The sequence below is a fragment of the Streptomyces spiralis genome, assembly GCF_014654675.1.
Classification (GTDB): Bacteria; Actinomycetota; Actinomycetes; order Streptomycetales; family Streptomycetaceae; genus Streptomyces; species Streptomyces spiralis.
Map to the genome: position 1 here is coordinate 46,785 of NZ_BNBC01000053.1, position 19,981 is coordinate 66,765.

A 19,981-nucleotide genomic window follows, 5' to 3' on the forward strand; every position below is an offset into this window, starting at 1 on the left:
TCGTCGATCCGGGCGAGCCGGACCTCCACGTCCGGGTCCCGGAGGCGGCCGGTGGGGGAGGGGTGCCCGGCGTCAGCCATGGCCGGCTCCGTAGGTGGGCGTGTGGCTGGTGGTGAGGGTTCTGCCGTTGCCGATGTACATGTGGACGCCGCAGGGCAGGCACGGGTCGAAACTGCGGACGGTGCGCATGATGTCGACGCCCTTGAAGTCGTCCGGGCCGTTCTCCTCGAAGATCGGCTGCCCCTGGACGGCGTCCTCGTACGGGCCGGGGGTGCCGTAGTTGTCGCGGGGGCTGGCGTTCCACGGGGTGGGCGGATACGGATGGTAGTTCGCGATCTTCTTGTCCCTGATGACGAGGTGGTGGGAGAGGACGCCGCGGACGGCCTCGTGGAAGCCGCAGCCGATCGCCTCGTCGGGGACCTCGAAGTTCTCGAAGACCTTGGTGTCGCCGCCGCGGACGAGCTGCATGGCGCGTTCGAGGAACTGGAAGGCCATGGCGGCGGCGTAGGCGACGAAGTAGGGGCGCGCCCGGTCGCGTTCGATTGTGTTGGACCACTTGGGGATGTGCCACTCCAGGGTGGTCTCGGGGAGCTTCTCGCTCTTGGGGAGGGTGATGCGGACGCTGTGCCCGGTGGCCTTGACGTAGGGGGTGTCGACCAGGCCGCTCAGCGCGGTGGTCCACAGACGGGCCAGCGGTCCGCCGCCGGTGTCCAGGGCCAGGTGGTCGCCGGTGCGCGGGTCGTACCAGCGGGGGCTCATCACCCAGCTGTAGTTGCCGTCGAAGTCGCGCTTCTGCGGTGCGGGCAGGGTGGTCTGGTTCCAGGGGTGGCGGATGTCGACCGGGTTGCCGAGCGGGTCGTGGGTGACGAACGGATCCTCGTTCACCCAGTCCTCGTAGTAGGAGGAGCCCAGCAGGATCCGCAGGCCGAGGTTGATGTCGACCAGGTTGTTGGTGACCAGTTCGCCGTCCACGACGATGCCGGGGGTGACGAACATGTCCCGGCCCCAGTCGTTCATGCGCTCGTAGCGGTAGTCGCAGGAGTCGGGGTTCTGGAAGGCGCCCCAGCAGCCCAGCATGATCCGGCGCCGGCCGACCTCCTCGTAGCCGGGCAGGGCCTCGTAGAAGAAGTCGAAGACGTCGTCGTTCATCGCCACGGCCTGCTTGACGAAGTCCAGCACCCTGAGCAGGCGGGAGAGGTAGTCGGTGAAGAGGGTGGGCTGGGGCATGGTGCCCACCCCGCCCGGATACAGCGTGGAGGGGTGCACATGGCGGCCCTCCATCAGGCAGAACATCTCCCGCGTCACCCGGGAGACCTTCAGCGCCTGCTTGTACACCTCGCCCTCGAAGGGGTTGAAGGCGCGCATGATGTCGGCGATCGTCCGGTAGCCGTGGATGCCGCCGCGCGGGGCCTCGGTGCGCTCCGCCCGCGCCAGGACGGACGGGTTGGTGGCCTTCACCATGGCTTCGCAGAAGTCGACGAAGACCAGGTTGTCCTGGAAGATCGTGTGGTCGAACATGTATTCGGCGGCTTCGCCGAGGTTGGTGATGTGCTCGGCCAGGGGCGGGGGTTTGACGCCGTAGGCCATCTGCTGGGCGTAGTTGGAGCAGGTGGTGTGGTTGTCGCCGCAGATGCCGCAGATCCGGGACGTGATGAACCCGGCGTCGCGGGGGTCCTTGCCTCTCATGAAGACGGAGTAGCCGCGGAAGAGGGAGGAGGTGGAGCGGCACTCCACGACCTCCTGGTTCGCAAAGTCGATCTTCGTGTAGATGCCCAGGTTGCCGATGATCCGGGTGATCGGGTCCCAGGACATGTCCACGATCTGTGCGGGTTTGCGTGCCGTGGAGCGGGCCTCGGTGGTGGTCATCTGGGTTGCTGCCCCTCGCTGTCCGTGTCCGATGGGGTTGGTGTGGGCGTGTGGTCCGGTCGGGCTGGGGGGGTCCGCTGGTCGGGCAGCGGTTCGAGCTCGTCGGGACGGAAGTAGTGGAAGCGGCCGTACCAGGTGTGCAGCTCGGACGCGGGGTCGTCGTCCACGGTGACGGCGAGGTGCACCCCGCCGTCCACGTCGTGGCGTACGGCCGCGACCCGCGCGGTGCGCCCGGCCAGGAACATGTCCTGGGCGTCGGCGCCCCGCCCGTGCGGACGGAGCCGGACCCGGCTGCCGCCGCCCACGCGCACACCGCCGACCAGCACCGAGTCCGTGGCGGGGGACAGGCCGTCGTCGCCGCCCTCCTGCCACCAGGCGGGACGCACCGGGCCGGACGGCTCCTGCCGCGCCGGCGCCAGGGACCGGATGGCGCCGTGCAGCCGGGCGAACACCTCCGGGGGCATCGTGTCCACCCGGTCGAGGATCGCGGCGGCCCGCGGATCGGTCGCCCGGGCCTCGGCCTTCTCCTCGTCGGTCAGGAGCAGCGTGCGCAGCGTCAGGATCTCGTCGATCTCCGCGGCGTCGTGGAGATCGCCCGGGCTCTCCGGTGCCACCCGCGGACGGTCGGGAAGGATGATCGGCGAGGAGAGCAGGACGGCAGCGGTGCCCCCGGCGCCGTCGCCGCCGGCGGGCGCCGGTCCGCCGAGGACCGGGAACGTGAACTCGTTGCGGCACGCGGCCACGTGCTCCGCCAGATCCGGGGGCGGATCGATCAGCGACACGAACTCCACGCCCGCGCCACCGACCAGGCAGTGCGTCGCGATGAGCGCGTGGCGCAGCGCCTCGGCGCGGGCCGCACCCGGGTCCGGGGCCCGCCCGGTGTTCTCGGTGCGCACCCGGAGGCGGACCAGGCCCGGCGCGAGCCGTTCGGCCGTGAGCGCGGTGCTCGCCCGGATCTCCTCGCATCGCCGTACCACCCGCCCGGCGCCCGAGGGCAGCGGCCGGGTCTCGGTGCCGGCCGCCGCGCCCACCGGCACGGTGACGTCCTGCCGGAACAGGTCGTCCAGGGCCACGGTGAGGTCGGTCTCGCGCGGCACCGCCTCGTCGAAGGTCAGATGGGCCGTGCCGTCGTCCGTCCGCAGCGACCCGACCGGGCGGTGCCCGCCGTCCGCGTCCGCGGCCTCCACCTGCTTGTGCCGCATCTGGAGGTACCGCACCCGCACCCGCAGGGCGGCATCCGGCCGCCGCACCCGCAGCAGGCACTCGGTCCGCTGGTACCAGGAGTCGGCGGAGCCGGACACACCGGCCACGACCGGGCCGTCACGCTCCACCCAGTTCCGGGGCAGCAGCACGCCGAACTGCCACCGGACCCGGTTCTTGGGCGACGAACGGCGGTACGGGTAGAGCAGGTAGCCCTCGTAGAGGACCGCGTCGGCCACCGCGCTCAGCTGCTCGAAGCCCGGCCCGCCCCGGTCGGCGGGCAGGGCACCGTCGTCGACGGCGGCAGCGCACGGCACGGCGTCCTGGGTCACGGCATCGGGCATCCGGCCTCCCTCTGATTCGCGTGTTCGCCATGCCTTCCACCACTGGAACACCGCTCACGCCGACCCGCCCGCCTGGGCCCGGTGCGTTGGCCCGTCCGGCGCAACGGCGGCGGCCCTGCGCCGCCGAACGTGCGGCCACGCGCCGGCGTACGTCCGGTCGGCGCCCGCCCGGATTCCGCCGTACGGCATGGAACGGCCTGGCCAGGGGCACTTGGAACGGGTGGCGTCCGGTGTCAGCGGAGCCACGGCCGACGGTGTGGAAGAGCGCATGGACGTGCTGGCCCGACTGGATGCCTACCAGCGACGGCATCGCTGGGCGGGCCTGCCGCTGGCCGTGATCTACAAGTTCTACGACGACCAGGCCGCCTATCTGGCCGCGCTGCTGACGTACTACGGCTTCCTGTCGCTGTTCCCGCTGATGCTCTTCCTCGTCGCGGTGCTCAGCTCGGTCCTCAGCAGCAGCCCCCACCTCCAGCACCAGCTGCTGAACTCCGCGCTGAGCGAGTTCCCGGTCATCGGGGACCAGATCGCCCACAACATCCACTCCTTCCACGGCAGCTCCATCGCCGTCGCGGTCGGTGTGATCGGCAGCCTCTACGGCGCGCTGAACGTCGCCCAGGCCGCCCAGCACGCGCTGAACAAGATCTTCGCCGTGCCCCGGCACGCCCGGCCGGACCCCCTGCGTTCGCGTCTGAAGGGGCTGAAGTTCCTGTCACTGCTGGGGCTCGGCCTGTGCGTCATCACGGGCGTGTCCACCGCCGCCGAGTGGGCGGCGGGCATCTTCGGCGCACGGCTGGCGGTCGGCGTGCAGGTGGCCGCCGGCATCCTGGCCGTCCTGCTGAACGCCGCCCTGCTGGTCGGCAGCTACCGCCTGCTCACCCGGCGCCGGCTGCCGCTGCGTGTGATGTGGGGCCCGGCGCTGGGCGCGGCGTGTGCCTGGCAGGGGCTGCTGTGGGGCGGCACCTACTACGTCGGCCATGTGCTCAAGGGCACCACGGCGACGTACGGACTGTTCGGCATCGTGCTCGGCCTGCTGGCCTGGATCTACCTCGGTGCGCTGGTGTACCTGGTCACGGCGGAGATCAGCGCGGTCCGGTGCATGCGGCTGTGGCCCAGGAGCCTGCTCAGCCCGTTCACCGACCGCGTCCACCTCAGCCCGGGCGACCAGCGGGCCTACCGGTCCTACGCGACGACGGAGTCCTTCAAGGGCTTCGAGCGGATCACCGTCCACTTCGACCCGCCGCCGCACACGGGCACGGGTGAGGAACGGACCCCCGATGACCATGGCCCGGACGGCCGTACGTGACCGAGGGCCCCCGCCCGGACGGTGCCGTCCCTACGCGGGCGTGTCCGCCCCGGGCGCCCCCGGTGGGACCTCCGGCACTCGCAGTGCCAGCAGGGCCACATCGTCGTCGTAGGTGTCCTCGCGGGAGATCAGGCTGTCGCAGATCGTGGACAGTGGGGCCGTGGCCAGGGCGGCGGCGCTGTCGGCCAGGTGTCGCAGGCCGGTTCCGATGTCCTGCCCGCGGCGCTCCACCAGGCCGTCGGTGAACAGCAGCAGCGTGCTCGCCGGAGGCAGCGGGTGGGTGTGGTCGGGGCGGGTCAGCGCCGGATCGACGCCGATCGGGATGCCGTGCGGCTCGGGCGCCAGCCAGTGCGCGGCACCGTCGGCCGTGACCAGCAGGGGAGGCGGATGACCGGCGTTGGTCCAGCACATGGTGTATCCCGCGCGCGGCTCGCGCACGATACGGGCCATCACCAGTGTGGCCGCCGCGGGGTCGGTGTACATGGTCAGCGCGTGGTCGAGCCGGTCCACGACCAGGCCGGGTGGCCCGCACCGGTCGAACGCCAGGGCCCGCAGCATGCTGCGGATCTGCCCCATCATCGGCGCCGCCTCCACGTCGTGGCCGGTGACGTCCCCCACCACGACGAGGACCGCCCCGTCGGGCAGGAGCACGGCGTCGTACCAGTCCCCGCCGAGCCTCGTCAGCTCGGACGCCGGCTGGTAGCGCACCTCCACCTCGAGGGGCGCCAGATCGGGCAGCACGGGCAGCAGCCGGCGCTGGAACTGCTCCGCGGCCCGCTTGAGATGTTCGTACAGCCGGGCGTTCTCGACGCTGACGCCGGCCGCGCTGGCCAGCGCGGTCAGCAGGGCCTCGTCGTCGTCACCGAACGGCGTCCCGTCGAGCTTGTCGGCGAGAAAGAGGGTGCCGTACACCGTGCCGCGCACCCTCAACGGGACCCCGAGAAGGGAGGTCATCACCGGGTGGCCGGCCGGGAATCCGACCGAGCGCGGGTCGGCGGCGACGTCGTCGATGCGCACCGGCCCGAGGTCACCCAGCAGCCCGTGGCCCCGCGGCAGTCCGGACTCGGCCAGCAGCCGTGCCCGGTCCACACCGGCGGTGATCAGGTCGGCGAACTCCCCGCCGTCCCCGAGCACGCCGAGGGCGCCGTACCGCGCGGCGACCAGGTCGACACCGGCGTCCACGATGTGCTGGAGCACCGTCCGGGTGTCCGTCTCGGCGCTGATCGCCACCACCGCGTCCAGCAGTCGCCGCAGCCGGCGCTGCCCCTGCGCCAACCGCCGTACCTGGGCGATGAGATCCGCCATGGTCCCGCCGTCCGGCAGCGGTCGCGGCTCCCGCCGATCGTCCGACATGCCAGGTACCTCCCGCCGGGGCCGGGCGTGGCCCGCCCGCCGGGCACCGCCCCGGCACGATCACCCTACGCCGAGGGCGGGAGGGCGGCCCGTCGTCGCATCACCCGTTGGGCCGGTCGCGGCCCGCAGGAGCGGGGCGGACGCGCCGGACCGACCGGGTGGGCGCGCCGGACCGACCGGGTGGGCGCGCCGGTCCGGCCGGGGCGGGCCGCCGGCCCACTGTGACGCGGACCGGCGGGCGACCGCGGTGACCGTCAGCAGGCGCCCTCGTCCTGCCACGGGCCCCACTGGGAGGCGCCGGGGACCTCGTTCTGGGTCCACCACTTGGCCTTCCAGTTGTGCTTGTTGTAGGAGACCTCGCTGCCCCCGGTGTACGCCGTGCTCGCGTTCCAGGCCGGCTTGCACTCGGTGCTCGGCGGGGTCGGCGAGGAGGAGGTGGGCGGCGTCGTGGTGGGAGGAGTGGTGGGCGGGGTGGCACCGGCGAACTTCACCGAGAACTTGGCGAAGTCCCAGGAGTTCTGCGGAACACTGGAGCAGGTGCCGGAGGTGCGGCCGCCGTTGTCGGGCGGGGAGCACTGGCGGTCGCGGTTGAGGGACCAGAAGGTGAAGCGGTCCATGTTGTGCGTGGTGGCGAAGTCCAGCACGGTCTGGAAGTCGCTCTGGTAGAACATCTCGCCGGTGTCGCTGCGGCCGTTCATCCCCGAGAAGCCCTCGTGGGCGTAGGCGGTCGCCTCGTCCCAGCCGAACGTGGACTGCAGGACCTGGTTGAACTTGGTCAGCGCGCTGGTCTGGGAGGCCGCGCCGTTGAAGCCGCCGTCGAACGGCATGATGGAGAAGTTGTTGGGGGTGAACCCCTGCGACTTCGCCTCCAGCAGCATCTGCTTGCCGAACCATCCGGTGCCGTCCGCCGTACCGGCGGTGGTGACCGAGACGTAGAGGCCGGGGTTGTTCTGCTGGAGGATCTTCGCGGCACCGATCTCGTTGTGGATGGCCGCAGTGTTCTCGTACTCGGGCTCCTCCAGGTCGAAGTCGATGGCGTGCAGCCCGTACTTGGTGATGACCTGCTGGTAGGCGGCGGCCGTGGCGGCCGGGTCCGAGCACGCCTGGCCGAGCTTGGTGCCGCCGTAGCCACCGATGGAGACGGAGACGTCGCCGCCCTTGGCGCGGATGGTGTCGATCACCGACTTCACGGCGGTGTCGGAGGAGACCGAGGCGGTGCCGTCCCAGGTGGGCGAGCAGCCGCCGCCGTTGGGGGCGAGGATGAACGCGAGCTGGAACGCCTTCAGCCCGGTGGCGTCCATGATGCCGGCCGCGTCCGGCGGGTCGTTGTCCAGCGGCATCAGATACGGCGCCGCGGCGTACCAGCGGTTGCTCAGCTGGGCGGTCGCGCCCGAGGCGCTGCCCGCGACCAGCGCGGTGGTGCCGACCGCGGCGAGCCCGACGGCGGTGGCCGCGCCCAGACATGCGTGAAGACGTCTCACTACCTGCCTCCAGGGGGGTGTGGGGAAGTGGGCCCCAGCTTCCTGAGGGTGTTGCGAGCACGTCAATAGATTGGTCTGGACCAGACGAGCCTTTGGACTAGACCATAAGATTTCTTTACTCGCGGGACGAGCCGCGCCGGGCTGCCCCGGGAAGTGCCGTGCGACGCGGACAGGGGGGTCCGGCGGCGTGGCGTCGAGGGAGGAGGCTGCCCGCGCGGTCAGGATGGCTTCCGGTATCGCCCGCCGCGTGGGGACGCGAATCGACTCGGAGACGGATGTGACGGTACGTCGGATCGGCCTGGTCGTGCACGGAGGGCGCCCGGAGGCCGTGGCCGCGGCGCGGGCCGTGCGCGCATGGTGCGAGGAACAGGACGTGCACTGCACGGACATCGACGTGTGGCGCGACGGCGGGCGGCACAGCGCCCGGGAGGAGGTCGACGCCGCAGGCGACCCGGATCTCATCGTGACCCTGGGCGGCGACGGCACCTTCCTGCGCGGCGCCCGGCTGGCCGCCGTGCACGACGCCCTCGTCCTGGGCGTCGACCTCGGCCGGGTCGGCTTCCTCACCGAGGTCCCCGTCGCCTTCGTCCATTCCGCGCTGGACGCGGTCCTCAGCCAGCAGCTCGACGTCGAGAGCCGCATGCTGCTCACGATGCGCGCCTCGCGCCGCCTGGAGGTGCCCGCCGGCATCGAGGAACTCATGCGCTACGGCCGCCGCCCGATGCTGCCCCCGCCACGGGTGCGCACCGACTGCGAGTCGGGCGGCGAGTGGGGCATCGCCCTGAACGTCACCGCGCTGAACGACATCGTCGTGGAGAAGCTGGCGCGGGACCGCCAGGTGTCGGCCGGCGTCTACATCGCCGGACGGCTGCTCGCGTCGTACTCCGCCGACGCGCTGCTGGTCGCCACCCCGACCGGCTCGACGGCCTACAGCTTCGCCGCCGGCGGCCCGGTCGTCTCCCCGCGCGCGGACGCACTCGTCTTCACGGCCGTCGCCCCGCACATGGTGTTCGACCGCTCGGTCGTCGCCGCGCCGGACGAGCCGATCGCCCTGCGCATGCTCGAACACTCCGGCCAGGCCGTCGTCAGCATCGACGGCCAGCTGCGCGGAGTGCTGGACCCGGGGGACTGGATCGGCGTCTACGCCTCCCCGCGCCGGCTGCGGGCCGTGCGGCTGGGCCCGATGGACTTCTACGGCCGCCTGCGCGAGCGCATGAAGCTCTCCGACGCCCCCGCCGCGGTCGCCGACGGCACCCCGCCACCGCTCTGGCCGGTGACGTCCCCTCGGCCCGGAGACCTCGCACACCTGGCACTGCCGCCCGCACCCGACGCTCCTCAGCAGACACCGTGAACCCGCGGCGGTCGCGGCGGTTGCCCGGAAGAATCCCGCACGCGCCCGCTCAGCTCCGGCGCTCACCGGGCAGGCGGTACGCGGCGAGGGCGGCGATGTCGTCGTCGAGGTGGCCGCCGCTGTGGACGAGCAGATCCTCGTGCAGGCGGTCCAGCAGGGCACGGGGAGGCAGCTCGGCCCACGGCGCGACACGTTCGGCGAGCGGGTAGAAGACCCCCTCGCAGTCGCGGGTCTCGGTGACGCCGTCGGTGTAGAGCAGCAGTTGGTCCCCGGGACGGAACGGTTCGACGTCCACGTGGTAGCCGTCGCCGATCAGCACGCCGAGGTTGATGGGCGGTGACGGATCGGTCGCGTGCAGCTCGGTGACGCGGCCCTCGTGGACGAGCAGGGGCGGCGGGTGACCGCAGTTGACGATGCGGACGACCGGCTCCTGCTCGGGGATCTCGGCGAACACCGCCGTGACGAAGCGTTCCGCCAGCTCGCTGCCGGGCACCTGTGCGGCGTGACGGCTCATGCTCCGCTCCACGCGGCAGGCCACGCCGGCCAGGTCCGGCTCGTCGTGGGCGGCCTCCCGGAAGGCGCCCAGTATCGTCGCGGCCGTCTCCACGGCGAGCAGGCCCTTGCCGCGCACGTCCCCGATGAGCAGCCGTACCCCGTACGCCGTCGGTACCGCCTCGTACAGGTCGCCCCCGATGCGCGCCTCCGCGGCGGCGGACAGGTAGAGCGTCTCGACGAAGACCTGGCCGAGGCGACGGGGCACCGGCCGCAGCAGCACCCGCTGCGCGGTCTCGGCCACCGAACGCACCGTGGCCAGCGTCCGCTCCCTCCGCATCCGGTGCACCGCCAGGATCGCGCCGAGAATCCCCACCAGGCCGGTGCAGACATAGTTGGCCACGTAGTGGCGGTCCCACAGATAGCCGACGACCATGCGCCCGGCGCAGCACGGCGTGCCCGCCAGCACGCCCTCGAACACGACGGCGAACACCGCGATCACGGCGACCCCCGCGGGCCCGTAGGCGAAGGCCGCGACCAGCGGCAGGCCGGTGAGCAGGAAGCTGACGGGCCAGTCCACCGGGGTGAGCGGTTCGAGGGCCAGGACCCCCGCGACGTACGCGAGCGGCAACAGGCGCAGCCACATCGGAGGGGCGGGCACCTGGGGCTGGGCGGCCTTCACGCGCGCCGCACGGGCCTGCGCGGCCCCTGGCCTGCCGGGCGGCCTCACCGCAAGCCCCGGCGCGCACCGGGCGGTGGCCCGGCGGACCCGGCAGGACACCACGGGCGCACGAGCGTGCGGCCCGGCACCGGGCGACGGTCTGCGCGGTAACACTCAGGCGGCCTGTTCACAGGAACTCCCGGCGGGCTTGATCAAGACCACCAGCGTGCTGCGGAACTCCGTTCCGAGGGCTCCATTGCTCCAGGCAAGGGCATGTCAGCGCACCGGGCAGGAGCACACCGGCGAGGGCGCCCGTCCGCGCCCGGCACCTCGTCGGCGGTCACCACCGGCCGTCCGCCGCCGTGGCCGTCACCCGGAGTGCGTGGTCGATGAAGCGCCGGGAGGCCGAAGGCAGGGTGCGTCCGGAGAGCCAGGCGATTCCGATGTCCCGGGCGCCGTGCACGTCGGTGATCTCCAGGTAGCGGATCGGGACGTCGCCGGTCGCCGCCGCGTCCGGCGAGGACGGGATCAGGGAGACGCCCAGACCGGCCGCCACCAGGCCGCGCAGGGTGTGCACCTCCTCGCCCTCGAAGCCGACGACCGGGGTGAAGCCGGCCTGACGGCACAGCGACTCGGTGACGCTGCGCAGCCCGTAGCCGGGCTTGAGGAGGATGAAGGGCTCCTCGGCGACCTCGGCCAGCCGGACCCGGGGGCGCCCGGCCAGACGGTGCCCGGTGGGCACGGCGAGCCACAGGGGTTCGACCAGGAGCCGTCGCCAGGTGATCAGCGGATGACCGGGGTCCCCGCTGGTGATCGCGATGTCGGCGGTGGCGTCGAGAAGATGCTGGACCAGGCCGTTCTCCCCGTGCTGGTGCAACTCGAAGCGGACCTGCGGGAAGGCCTCGCGGAAGCCGGTGACCAGCCTGGGCACCAGCCAGGTGCCCAGGGTGTGCAGAAAGGCCAGCGGCACCACGCCCGCGGCCGGGTCGACGACCTCGGCCACGGCCCGCCGCCCCCGGTCGTAGCTGTCCAGAACCGCGTCGACGTACTCCTTGAACACCCGTCCGGCCGGTGTCGGGCGCAGCACGCGGCCGACGCGCTGGAGGAGTTCCGCGCCCACCTCCTCCTCCAGCCGGTGCAGCGCGCGTGACAGGGCGGGCTGGGTGAGACGGGCCTCGGCGGCGGCCTCCGTCACCGTCAGGCCCTCGGCCACCGCCTGGAAGGAGCGCAGCACCTGGAGATCCATCGCGCTCATCCTCCCATCGCGCAGGCCCCGGTGCAGCGGCGGACCGGAAGCGCGGCCGCCGCCCGCCGCGCGCCCACGTTGCGTGCGCTGACGGCGTCGCAGAGCCGCTCCGCCGAGGCGATGGCGTCCGCCTGGTCCGGCAGCCTCCTGTCCCTGCCGCCCATCCGCCCGGGGCGGCCCGGCTCGCCGTGGGCGTGGGCCACGGCCCTGCGTGCCTCGGCGAGCCGGTGGTAGGCGGTCCGGCGCAGCGCGTGCCGCTGGGCCGGCGTGGCATCGGCGGCCAGGTCCCGGTACCGGTGCGCCGCGGCGAGGGCCGCCTCGGTCTGCGCGGCGGCCCGGCCGGCCGCCGAGTCCGGCCACAGCGCGAAGTGCGCGACGAGGACGATCGCGGCGGCCAGCGCGGTGTCCAGGATGCGCGCCGAGTACAGCGCGCGGTGGTCGCCGAGCATGTCGACGAGGACGAAGACGACCGCCGTCAGACCCGTCGTGGCGAGCGCGTAGTGGTGGCGTACTCCGACGGCCATCAGCGCGCCGAAGGCCGCCACGGCGCCGATGAGGACGAGGGTGTCCGTCGTCAGCAGGGTCACCGTGCCGATGGCGGCCACCCCCAGGACCGTTCCGGCGCAGCGGTGCAGGGCGCGGCGCGGGACCGGCCCGAAGTCGGGCTTGTAGACGAACGCCACCGTCATGGGGAGCCAGTATCCGCGCGGTCCGTGCAGCAGCACGGCGCAGAGCTGGGCGACGAGCACACACACCGTCAGCAGCGCGGCGTACCGCGCCTGGGCCGCCCGCCCGTGCCACGGGTACGCGGGCAGCCGCACAGCCACGCCGGACGGACGCCCCCGGACGGACTCCGCGTGCAGCACCGACTCCGCGTACAGCTCGGAGAGCGCGCGCACGCCCGGAGAGACCGTGTCGCACGAGTCGGCACCGGGGCCGGTCGCGGGCTCCGGAAGGTCCGCGGCGGGGGAGACGGACGCCGCGCCCCCGTCCGGCAGCAGGCGTGCCGCCATCAGCAGCGGTACGTCCGTCACGCGCCGAGGCAGTGGACGCCCCTCCCACACCAGCGCCGACGTCACCTCACCCAGCCGCACCGCCGCGTCGAAGGCCTCGCGCACCGCGCCCAGCTCCGTCCGCGGCCGGTCGCGGTCCGTCAGATGGCGGCCCATCACCTGATGGGCGTCGTCGAGGGTGGCCGTCAGCCGTCGGCGCGCGGCCTCCGCCTCGGGCGAACCGGCCGCCGACAGCGCCTCTGACGCGGCCCGGTACACCGCAACAACGGCGGCCCGCTCGATGGCGTGCCGGCGCCACAGCCACGGCGTCGCGGACAGGACGACGACAAGGGCCACCCCGGCGAGCAGCGCGAGGGGAGGCTGCCACCAGGGCCCCGGCACCGGAATGCCGCTGCCGACGGTGGTGCCGAGCAGCAGATGCATGCCGGACACGGAGGCGAGGCGTCCGCGCAGGCTGACCGCGCCCGCGAGCAGCGCGGTGGCACCGAGGCAGACGGTGACCGCCGCGGGATGTCCGCAGCGCAGCGCGAGTTCCCCGGCGAGCAGGCCGAGGGCGGCCGAGCCGCCCATGCAGCCCAGCCGGCGGACCCGCAGCCGGTAGGGATCGGGGCCGTCCTGGCTCACGCCCCACAGGGCACCGATCCCGGCGATCACTGCGGGGATCACCGCCCCGGTCCACACGCCCACCAGGAGCGGCACGGCGAGCGCGACGGCGCCCCGCGCAGCCGCCGCGAGGGGCACGGGGGTGAGCGGGGCGCCGCGCGATGCCTTCATGAACTGATCGACTCCTGGACGGACCGGGGGACGGGTGTGTCTCCCTCAAGGGTCGATCAAGACAAGGCATGCGTCCAATGCCTGAGCCTTCGCCGAACCATGCATGAGGCGCATGGAATGTGCGAACTCAGGAGGCGGTGCAGGTCCCGACCGTCGGGACGGCGGAGTTGCCGTTCTTCTGGACGGTGAAGCCGAAACTGGTCGAGGCGCCCGCCGCGAGGTTGCCGTTGTAGGTGGGGCGCACCGTCATCACCGTGCCGCTGCCGTCCCAGCTCGCGCTGCCGTTCCACAGCGTGGACACCTTCTGCCCGGCGGGGAAGGTGACCGTCGTGGTCCAGCCGGTGATCGGGGCGGAACCTGCCTTCACGGTGACCTGGCCGTTGTAACCGTCGTTCCAGTCGGCGGTCTTGGTGAAGCTGACGGTGCACGTGGCACCGGTGCCGCCGCCGTTGTCGCCGCCGCCACCGTCGTCGCCCCCGCCGCTGCTCGAACCGCCGAGTGCGGCCAGCACGGCGTCGTACGCGGGCTTCGGGGCGTAGTTGGAGTCGAACAGCAGCGGGGTGCCGCTGCTGCGCCAGGAGTACTTGTCGGTGATGCCCCAGACGGTCATGCCCGTGCACCGGGTCACCGCCAGACAGGCCTTGACGACGTTGGAGTAGCTGGTGGCCTGGGCGCTGCCGGAGCCCTCGATGTCGAGCTCCGTGATCTGCACGTCGACACCGAGGTCGGCGAAGCGCTGGAGGTTGGCCTGGTAGTCGGAGGGCACCGGGGAGGCGCTGTTGAAGTGCGACTGGAAGCCCACGCAGTCGATCGGCACGCCACGGGACTTGAAGTCCTTGACCATGTTGTAGACCGCGTTGCTCTTCGCGTTGACGCCGTCGGTGTTGTAGTCGTTGTAGCAGAGCTTGGCGTCCGGGTCGGCGGTGCGGGCGGTGCGGAAGGCCTCCTCGATGAAGCCGTTGCCGAGCTTGTCCTGGAACGGTGAGCTGCGCCGGGCGCCGCTGGAGCCGTCCTGGTACGCCTCGTTGACCACGTCCCAGGCGTAGATCTTGCCCTTGTAGTGCTGCATGACCTGGGTGATGTGGTTGTTCATCGCCGTGCGCAGGTCGGTGGCGCTCAGGCCGGAGACCCAGGAGGGCAGCTGGGAGTGCCACACCAGCGTGTGCCCGCGGATCTTCATGCCCTTGCTCTGCGCGTGGCTGACGATCTGGTCGGCGGCGCCGAAGCTGAAGGTGTTGCGGGTGGGCTCGGTGGCGTCCCACTTCATCTCGTTCTCCGGGGTCACCGCGCTGAACTCCCGGTCGAGCGTGGCGGCGTAGGCGGACTCGCCGAGGTGGCTCGCCGCGACCGCGGTGCCGAAGTAGCGGCCCTTGCCGGCCGCGGCCGAGCCCAGGGTGTCGGCGGCCGCGGCGCTGTGCGACAGGGCCGTGACCGTGGCGGCGGCGAGCAGCGCGGACGCGAACGCCTGCGCCGCGCGTCGGGGGAGTGCCCGGGGCCGGGCTCCGGCCCGGTTTCTGGGCATGAGCATGCCATCTCCTTCTGTCGAAACTTTCGCTGTCAGCAGGCGAATGTTTACGCGAAGATTACGAACCGAACCGATGCCGGTCAACGGTTCGGACGCTCTCTTCGATTGATGGCCGAAGGGCTACGCCCCTTTATCCGCCCGCCAGTTGTAAGGGCGTAGGGGTGGTTGACGTCACCGTGGGACACCCCTAACGTGACGCGGCGCGTTCCCGAAACCAGTCCGAAAGTTTCGTATACCAAGGATGGTGACATGCCGCGAAGAAGGCCGGGACTCCGGTCGCTCCTGACAGCGCTGCTCGCGGGCGTCGTGCCGCTGCTCGCGGCACTCACGCTGACCGCCGCGCCCGCCGCGCACGCGGCCTCCCTGACGGAGGTGACCGGGTTCGGCGCCAACCCGAGCAACCTGCGCATGTACGTCTACCGCCCGGACAGCGCGCCGGCCCGCCCCGCCGTCCTCGTGGCCGTGCACTACTGCACCGGCTCGGGTCCCGCCTTCTACTCGGGCACCGAGTTCGCGTCCCTGGCCGACCGCTACGGCTTCCTCGTCGTCTACCCCTCGGTCACGCGCAGCGGCGGCTGCTTCGACGTGTCCTCGCCCCAGGCGCTCAAGCGCGGCGGCGGCAGCGACCCGGTCGGCATCATGTCGATGGTCACCTACGCCGAACAGCACTACGGCGCCGACCCGAACCGCGTCTTCGTCACCGGGGCCTCGTCCGGGGCCATGATGACCAATGTGCTGCTCGGCGACTATCCGGACGTCTTCAAGGCCGGCGCCGCCTTCATGGGCGTGCCCTTCGGCTGCTTCGCCACCACCGACGGCTCCAGCTGGAACAGCGCCTGCGCCAACGGCACGGTGACCAAGACGCCCCAGCAGTGGGGCGACCTGGCGCGTGCCGCCTACCCCGGCTACACCGGCCCCCGTCCCCGGATGCAGCTGTGGCACGGCACCGAGGACACCACCCTGCGGTACCCCAACTTCGGTGAAGAGATCAAGCAGTGGACCGATGTGCTGGGCGTGAGCCAGACACCGGCCTTCACCGACCATCCGCAGTCCACCTGGACCCGCACCCGCTACGGCGGCACCGGCACCCAGGCACCCGTCGAGGCGATCAGCGTCCAGGGTGCCGGCCACACCCTGCCGACCGCGGGCATGGCCGCGCGTGCCATCTCGTTCTTCGGACTGGACTCCACGACCACCCAGCCGCCCACCGACCCCCCGACCGACCCGCCCACCACACCGGCGGGCGCCTGCCGGGTGACGTACACGACCAGCACCTGGAGCACCGGTCTGACCGCGCAGATCACCGTCACCAACACCGGTACCGCGCAGGTCGACGGCTGGGCGCTGACGTTCACCCTGCCGTCCGGGCAGACCATCACCTCCGGCTGGAACGCCACCTTCTCGCCGGCCGGTGGCACCGTCACCGCACGCAACGTGGCCTACAACGCCGTCCTGGCGCCCGGAGCGTCCACCACCGTCGGCTTCCAGGCCACCCACACCGGTGACACCGGCGCACCCGCCTCCTTCAGTCTCAACGGCAGCACCTGCCAGACCGGCTGAGCGGACGTCGGCACACGGTGTGTCGTGGCGACGGCGACAGCACGGGCGTTCGTCACCTCCGGCGTCCGGGCCTCCTCCTTCCGTGGGAGCCGTCCAGGACTCGCCGACGCGTCGATCACCGGATCTGCCAGCCTCCCTGTGCCGGGCACGACGGCTCGGCCGGCACAGGGAGGTGGACGTTTGACCGGTCACATCGGACGCATCGGCGGGCGGCAGGTGGTGGCGGTGCTGGCGCTGGGAGGCGGTCTCCTGCTCGGTCCGGTCCTCTCGGCCCAGGCGGCCGAGGACAACGCCATGGCCCCGGGCGACGCCGGTCCCGTACCGACGGCCCTGGAAGCGGCCCACGACCTCGTGTCACCGGTCCTGAACGCCGACGACGGTGACCGCGGCGGCAAGGGCCAGGAGGGCAAGGGGCACGGAAAGGGCTCGGGCAAGGGGGAGCACGGGGGCAAGGGCCACGGGAAGGGCAAGGGCAAGGGACACGGCTGAGACGGTCCGGCGGCAACCGCCCTGAACAGCGCGGATGACGCGTTCGGGTGACGGTGCGCGCGTCTCGTGAGGCGCCGACGGCACGGGCGGACTAGTGTGATGGTCACGCAGGCAGCCGGAACTCCCGGCGTCCGCCCGTGCGTTGGTGGTCCAAGGAAAGACACCCCGCTCCCCGCGGGGAGATGCAGGTGCAAGGCCTGCCCAACGCTCCTGATGCCGCATCCCCCCACCCGTCGCCGGATGGGGGGATGCGGCACGTTTCAGACAGCCGCCGCGGTCAGCCGAGGTTCCCGGTGCGGGCCGCCCGCCAAAGGTCCACGCCGCCGTCGGTGGCGTACTTGTCGATCTCGGCCAGTTCCTCGTCGCTGAAGTCGAGCCGCTCCAGCGCGGCCACGTTCTGCTCCAGCTGCTCCACCCGCGAGGCGCCGATGACCAGCGAGGTGACGCGCTCGTCGCGCAGCGCCCAGGCGAGCGCCATCTGGGCGAGGGTCTGGCCGCGCCGGGTCGCGATGTCGTTCAGGGCACGCAGCCGGTGCAGCATGTCCTCCGACAGCCACGCGGTGTCGAACGAGGTGCCGCGCGCCGCCCGCGAGTCCTGCGGGACGCCGTCCAGGTAGCGCCCGGTCAGCAGGCCCTGGGCCAGGGCCGTGAAGCCGATGACCCCAAAGCCCTCCTCCTGCGCCGCGTCCAGCAGGCCCTCCGTCTCGATCCAGCGGTTGACCATGCTGTAGGACGGCTGGTGGATCAGCAGCGGGGTGCCCAGGTCGCGGAGGATGGCGGCGGCCTGCCGGGTCCGCTCGGCGTCGTAGGAGGAGATACCGACGTACAGCGCCTTGCCCTGGCGGACGGCGGTGTCCAGGGCGCCCATCGTCTCCTCCAGCGGCGTGCTCGCGTCCAGCCGGTGGGAGTAGAAGATGTCGACGTAGTCGAGGCCCATCCGGCTCAGCGACTGGTCGAGCGAGGCCAGCAGGTACTTGCGGGAGCCGCCGCCCTGTCCGTACGGGCCGGGCCACATGTCCCAGCCCGCCTTGGTGGAGATGACCAGCTCGTCCCGGTACGGCGCGAGGTCCTGCCTCATCAGGCGACCGAAGTTGATCTCCGCGGAGCCGTAGGGCGGCCCGTAGTTGTTCGCCAGGTCGTGGTGGGTGATGCCGAGGTCGAAGGCGCGCAGCGCGATCTCGCGCTGGGTCTCGAAGGGCCGGTCGTCGCCGAAGTTGTGCCAGTAGCCCAGGGACAGGACGGGCAGGTCGAGTCCCGAGCGGCCCGTGCGCCGGTAGCGCATGGTGCCGTCGTAGCGCGTGGGATCCGCGACGTAGGTCATCGAGTGTTCTCCGGGTGGTGCTGTCGGGGGTCGTCCTGCCGGAGACGGCGGGACGACCCCCACCCTACGAGCCCGGCCGGACCGGCGGTGATCACGGGGCGCCTCGCACACGACGTCAGCAGACCGGGTGGAGGGCCGCCGGGAACTCTGAAGCCGCCGGGAACTCCCCGGGAACTCTTGGGTACCGGTTTCGCCGGGCGCCTGTCCGGGCCGTGCACGTTGCCTAGCATGAGGTGATCACGCGGGGTTCCGAGCCGGGGAGGACGTGCATGCAGGTGGCCGGCCGCCCTCGTACGGGGTTGCCGCGGCGGTGGGCCGCGGCCGGGCTGGTGGCCCTGCTGGTCCTGGCGGCCGGCGTGGTGGCCCTCGCCCGCACCCCGCACCCGGCGGGCATGGCGGCGCAGGGACCGCCGCACACCACCGTGGAGGTCTCGCAGAGCCACTGCGGCCGAGGCTGGGACGCCCCGGTGCCCGGCGTGCAGGTCTTCGACCTGCACAACACCTCCGATCGGGCCGCCGAGGTCTATCTGGTGGCGCCGGGGAGCCATGCCGTGTACGGGGAGGTCGAGGGCATCGGCCCCGGCACCACCCGGTCGCTGACGGTCCGCCTCGGCCAGGGTGCGTACGCGTTCCGGTGCGTGCCCGAGGACGCCGACGCGGTCACGGGGCCCACCGTCCGCGTCGGCCGGGGCCGCGGCGGCCCGGCCGCGGCGCCCGTCACCGAGCACGACCTGATCCCCCCGGCGATCGACTACCAGAAGTGGGTCGCCGGGGGCCTCGCGGACACCGTGCGGCTGACCGGGCGGCTGCGCGACGCCATCGACCGCGGCGATCTCGCCGCGGCCCGCACGGCCTGGCTGCCCGCGCATCTGCGGTACGAGCGCCTCGGCGCGGCCTACGACGCCTTCGGCGACGCGGACGCACGGATCAACGGCACCGACGCCGGCCTGCCCGGCGGCGTCCACGACCCCTCGTTCACCGGCTTCCACCGGATCGAGTACGGGCTGTGGCACGGCGAGTCGGCCCAGGCGCTGCGCACCCCCGCCGCCGCCCTGGTCAAGGCCCTCACGGCGCTGCGCGACGACTGGTCGCAGGCCCGGATGGACCCCGCCCAGCTCGGTCTGCGGGCTCACGAGATCCTGGAGAACACCGTGCAGTTCGAGCTGACCGGCCGCACCGACTACGGCAGCGGAAGCAACCTCGCCACCGCCCGCGCCAACCTCGACGGCACCCGTGCCGTGCTGTCCCGGCTGCGGCCGCTGCTCGTCACCCGCTACCCCGGGCTGCGGGACCTGGACCGCGGGATGGACCGTGCCCAGCGCCTCCTGGACGGCTTCGACCACGGGGGCCGCTGGACTCCGCCGGCCCGCCTGAGCCGTAGCCTGCGGGAGAAGACCGACGCGGTGCTCGGCGACCTGGTGGAGCGGCTGGCCTCCGTGGCCACCCTGTGCGATCCGCGGAGGACGGCGTGAGCACCGACGACGTCGGCACCGACGAGCGGACGCGGCCCGGCGGGCAGGACGAACCGGCGGCAGGACCCGGCGGGCGGACGGCGGATCCCGGGGGAGTGGCGCGGCGCCGCTTCCTGCGCGGTGCGGCCCTGGCCGGGGCCGGACTGGCCACCGTCGGCGGGGTCGCCGCAGCGACAGGCTCTGCCGCCCTGCCCGCCCCCGCGGCCGGTGGGCTCGGGCCCGGTCCGGGCCTGGCGGCCCCGGCCGTCGCCGCGTTCCACGGGCCGCGCCAGCAGTCGGTGCTCGCGGCCCCGCGCCGGTCGGCTGCGTTCGTCGCGTTCGACGTCACCGCCGAGGACCGCGCGGAGCTGACCGACGTGCTGCGCACGCTCACCGACCGGGCGCGGTTCCTCACCTGGGGCGGTATACCCGAGCCGGTCGGCATCACCGGCCCGCCCGCCGACTCCGGCATCCTGGGCGGCCGGCTGCCCTCCGGCCAACTGGCCGTGACCGTCGGCGTCGGCGCCTCGCTGTTCGACGACCGCTTC

At 72.7% G+C, this 19,981-nt stretch carries 15 protein-coding genes and 1 pseudogene; 6 read left to right on the forward strand and 10 right to left on the reverse strand.

Annotation, left to right across the window (positions count from 1 at the left end; genetic code table 11):
* The 3 genes and pseudogenes from IE318_RS45610 to IE318_RS36930 form a co-directional block, all read right to left on the reverse strand.
* Positions 1-80: pseudogene (locus IE318_RS45610) on the reverse strand (NifU family protein); the annotation flags it as partial.
* Positions 73-1,866 carry a nickel-dependent hydrogenase large subunit gene (locus tag IE318_RS36925; protein ID WP_189907296.1) on the reverse strand — a complete coding sequence of 598 codons (1,794 nt, stop codon included), beginning with the start codon at positions 1,864-1,866 and terminating at the stop codon, positions 73-75. The pseudogene IE318_RS45610 and the gene IE318_RS36925, both read right to left, overlap by 8 nt.
* The gene (locus tag IE318_RS36930; protein WP_229904002.1) at positions 1,863-3,410 is read right to left on the reverse strand and encodes a hypothetical protein; all 1,548 of its coding nucleotides are present in this window, start codon (positions 3,408-3,410) and stop codon (positions 1,863-1,865) included. The genes IE318_RS36925 and IE318_RS36930 overlap by 4 nt, the downstream gene beginning before the upstream one ends.
* 268 nt (positions 3,411-3,678) lie before the next feature.
* Here IE318_RS36930 and IE318_RS36935 point away from each other — a divergent pair, with 268 nt between their 5' ends.
* The gene (locus IE318_RS36935; RefSeq protein WP_189907297.1) at positions 3,679-4,716 is read left to right on the forward strand and encodes a YihY/virulence factor BrkB family protein; all 1,038 of its coding nucleotides are present in this window, start codon (positions 3,679-3,681) and stop codon (positions 4,714-4,716) included.
* Positions 4,717-4,746: 30 nt separating this feature from the next.
* On the opposite strand, the gene IE318_RS36940 is transcribed toward IE318_RS36935, so the two are convergent.
* Both IE318_RS36940 and IE318_RS36945 read right to left on the reverse strand, forming a co-directional pair.
* Positions 4,747-6,069, reverse strand: coding sequence for a PP2C family protein-serine/threonine phosphatase (locus IE318_RS36940; protein ID WP_189907298.1), 1,323 nt, complete (start codon positions 6,067-6,069; stop codon positions 4,747-4,749).
* A gap of 254 nt (positions 6,070-6,323) precedes the next feature.
* On the reverse strand, positions 6,324-7,550 hold the full coding sequence (locus tag IE318_RS36945; RefSeq protein WP_189907299.1) for a chitinase: 1,227 nt from the start codon (positions 7,548-7,550) through the stop codon (positions 6,324-6,326).
* A gap of 277 nt (positions 7,551-7,827) precedes the next feature.
* On the opposite strand from IE318_RS36945, the gene IE318_RS36950 reads away from it, so the two are divergent.
* Positions 7,828-8,901, forward strand: coding sequence for an NAD(+)/NADH kinase (locus IE318_RS36950; RefSeq protein ID WP_189907310.1), 1,074 nt, complete (start codon positions 7,828-7,830; stop codon positions 8,899-8,901).
* A 49-nt stretch (positions 8,902-8,950) separates the two neighbouring features.
* Here the strand turns inward: IE318_RS36950 and IE318_RS36955 are convergent, their stop codons facing one another.
* The 4 genes from IE318_RS36955 to IE318_RS36970 form a co-directional block, all read right to left on the reverse strand.
* Positions 8,951-10,039, reverse strand: coding sequence for a PP2C family protein-serine/threonine phosphatase (locus IE318_RS36955; protein WP_189907311.1), 1,089 nt, complete (start codon positions 10,037-10,039; stop codon positions 8,951-8,953).
* Positions 10,040-10,394: 355 nt separating this feature from the next.
* A complete protein-coding gene (locus IE318_RS36960) occupies positions 10,395-11,300 on the reverse strand; it encodes a LysR family transcriptional regulator (protein ID WP_037869949.1) in 906 nt (301 codons plus the stop codon).
* Positions 11,301-11,305: 5 nt separating this feature from the next.
* The gene (locus tag IE318_RS36965) at positions 11,306-13,087 is read right to left on the reverse strand and encodes an FUSC family protein (protein WP_189907300.1); all 1,782 of its coding nucleotides are present in this window, start codon (positions 13,085-13,087) and stop codon (positions 11,306-11,308) included.
* A 127-nt stretch (positions 13,088-13,214) separates the two neighbouring features.
* Positions 13,215-14,615: a glycoside hydrolase family 10 protein gene (locus IE318_RS36970; protein ID WP_189907301.1), complete on the reverse strand. Its 1,401-nt coding sequence runs from the start codon at positions 14,613-14,615 to the stop codon at positions 13,215-13,217.
* Positions 14,616-14,861: 246 nt separating this feature from the next.
* On the opposite strand from IE318_RS36970, the gene IE318_RS36975 reads away from it, so the two are divergent.
* Both IE318_RS36975 and IE318_RS45615 read left to right on the forward strand, forming a co-directional pair.
* Positions 14,862-16,172, forward strand: a complete 1,311-nt coding sequence (locus tag IE318_RS36975) for an extracellular catalytic domain type 1 short-chain-length polyhydroxyalkanoate depolymerase (protein ID WP_189907302.1) — start codon at positions 14,862-14,864, stop codon at positions 16,170-16,172.
* 180 nt (positions 16,173-16,352) lie between these two features.
* A complete protein-coding gene (locus IE318_RS45615) occupies positions 16,353-16,661 on the forward strand; it encodes a hypothetical protein (protein WP_229904004.1) in 309 nt (102 codons plus the stop codon).
* Between the two features lie 277 nt (positions 16,662-16,938).
* On the opposite strand, the gene mgrA is transcribed toward IE318_RS45615, so the two are convergent.
* Positions 16,939-17,982: an L-glyceraldehyde 3-phosphate reductase gene (gene mgrA / locus IE318_RS36985; RefSeq protein WP_189907303.1), complete on the reverse strand. Its 1,044-nt coding sequence runs from the start codon at positions 17,980-17,982 to the stop codon at positions 16,939-16,941.
* 269 nt (positions 17,983-18,251) lie between these two features.
* Between mgrA and IE318_RS36990 the strand changes: the two genes are divergently transcribed.
* Positions 18,252-19,454, forward strand: a complete 1,203-nt coding sequence (locus tag IE318_RS36990; protein WP_189907304.1) for an EfeM/EfeO family lipoprotein — start codon at positions 18,252-18,254, stop codon at positions 19,452-19,454.
* Between the two features lie 95 nt (positions 19,455-19,549).
* A partial coding sequence (locus IE318_RS36995; protein WP_229904008.1) for a Dyp-type peroxidase domain-containing protein occupies positions 19,550-19,981 on the forward strand: 432 nt, incomplete at its 3' end.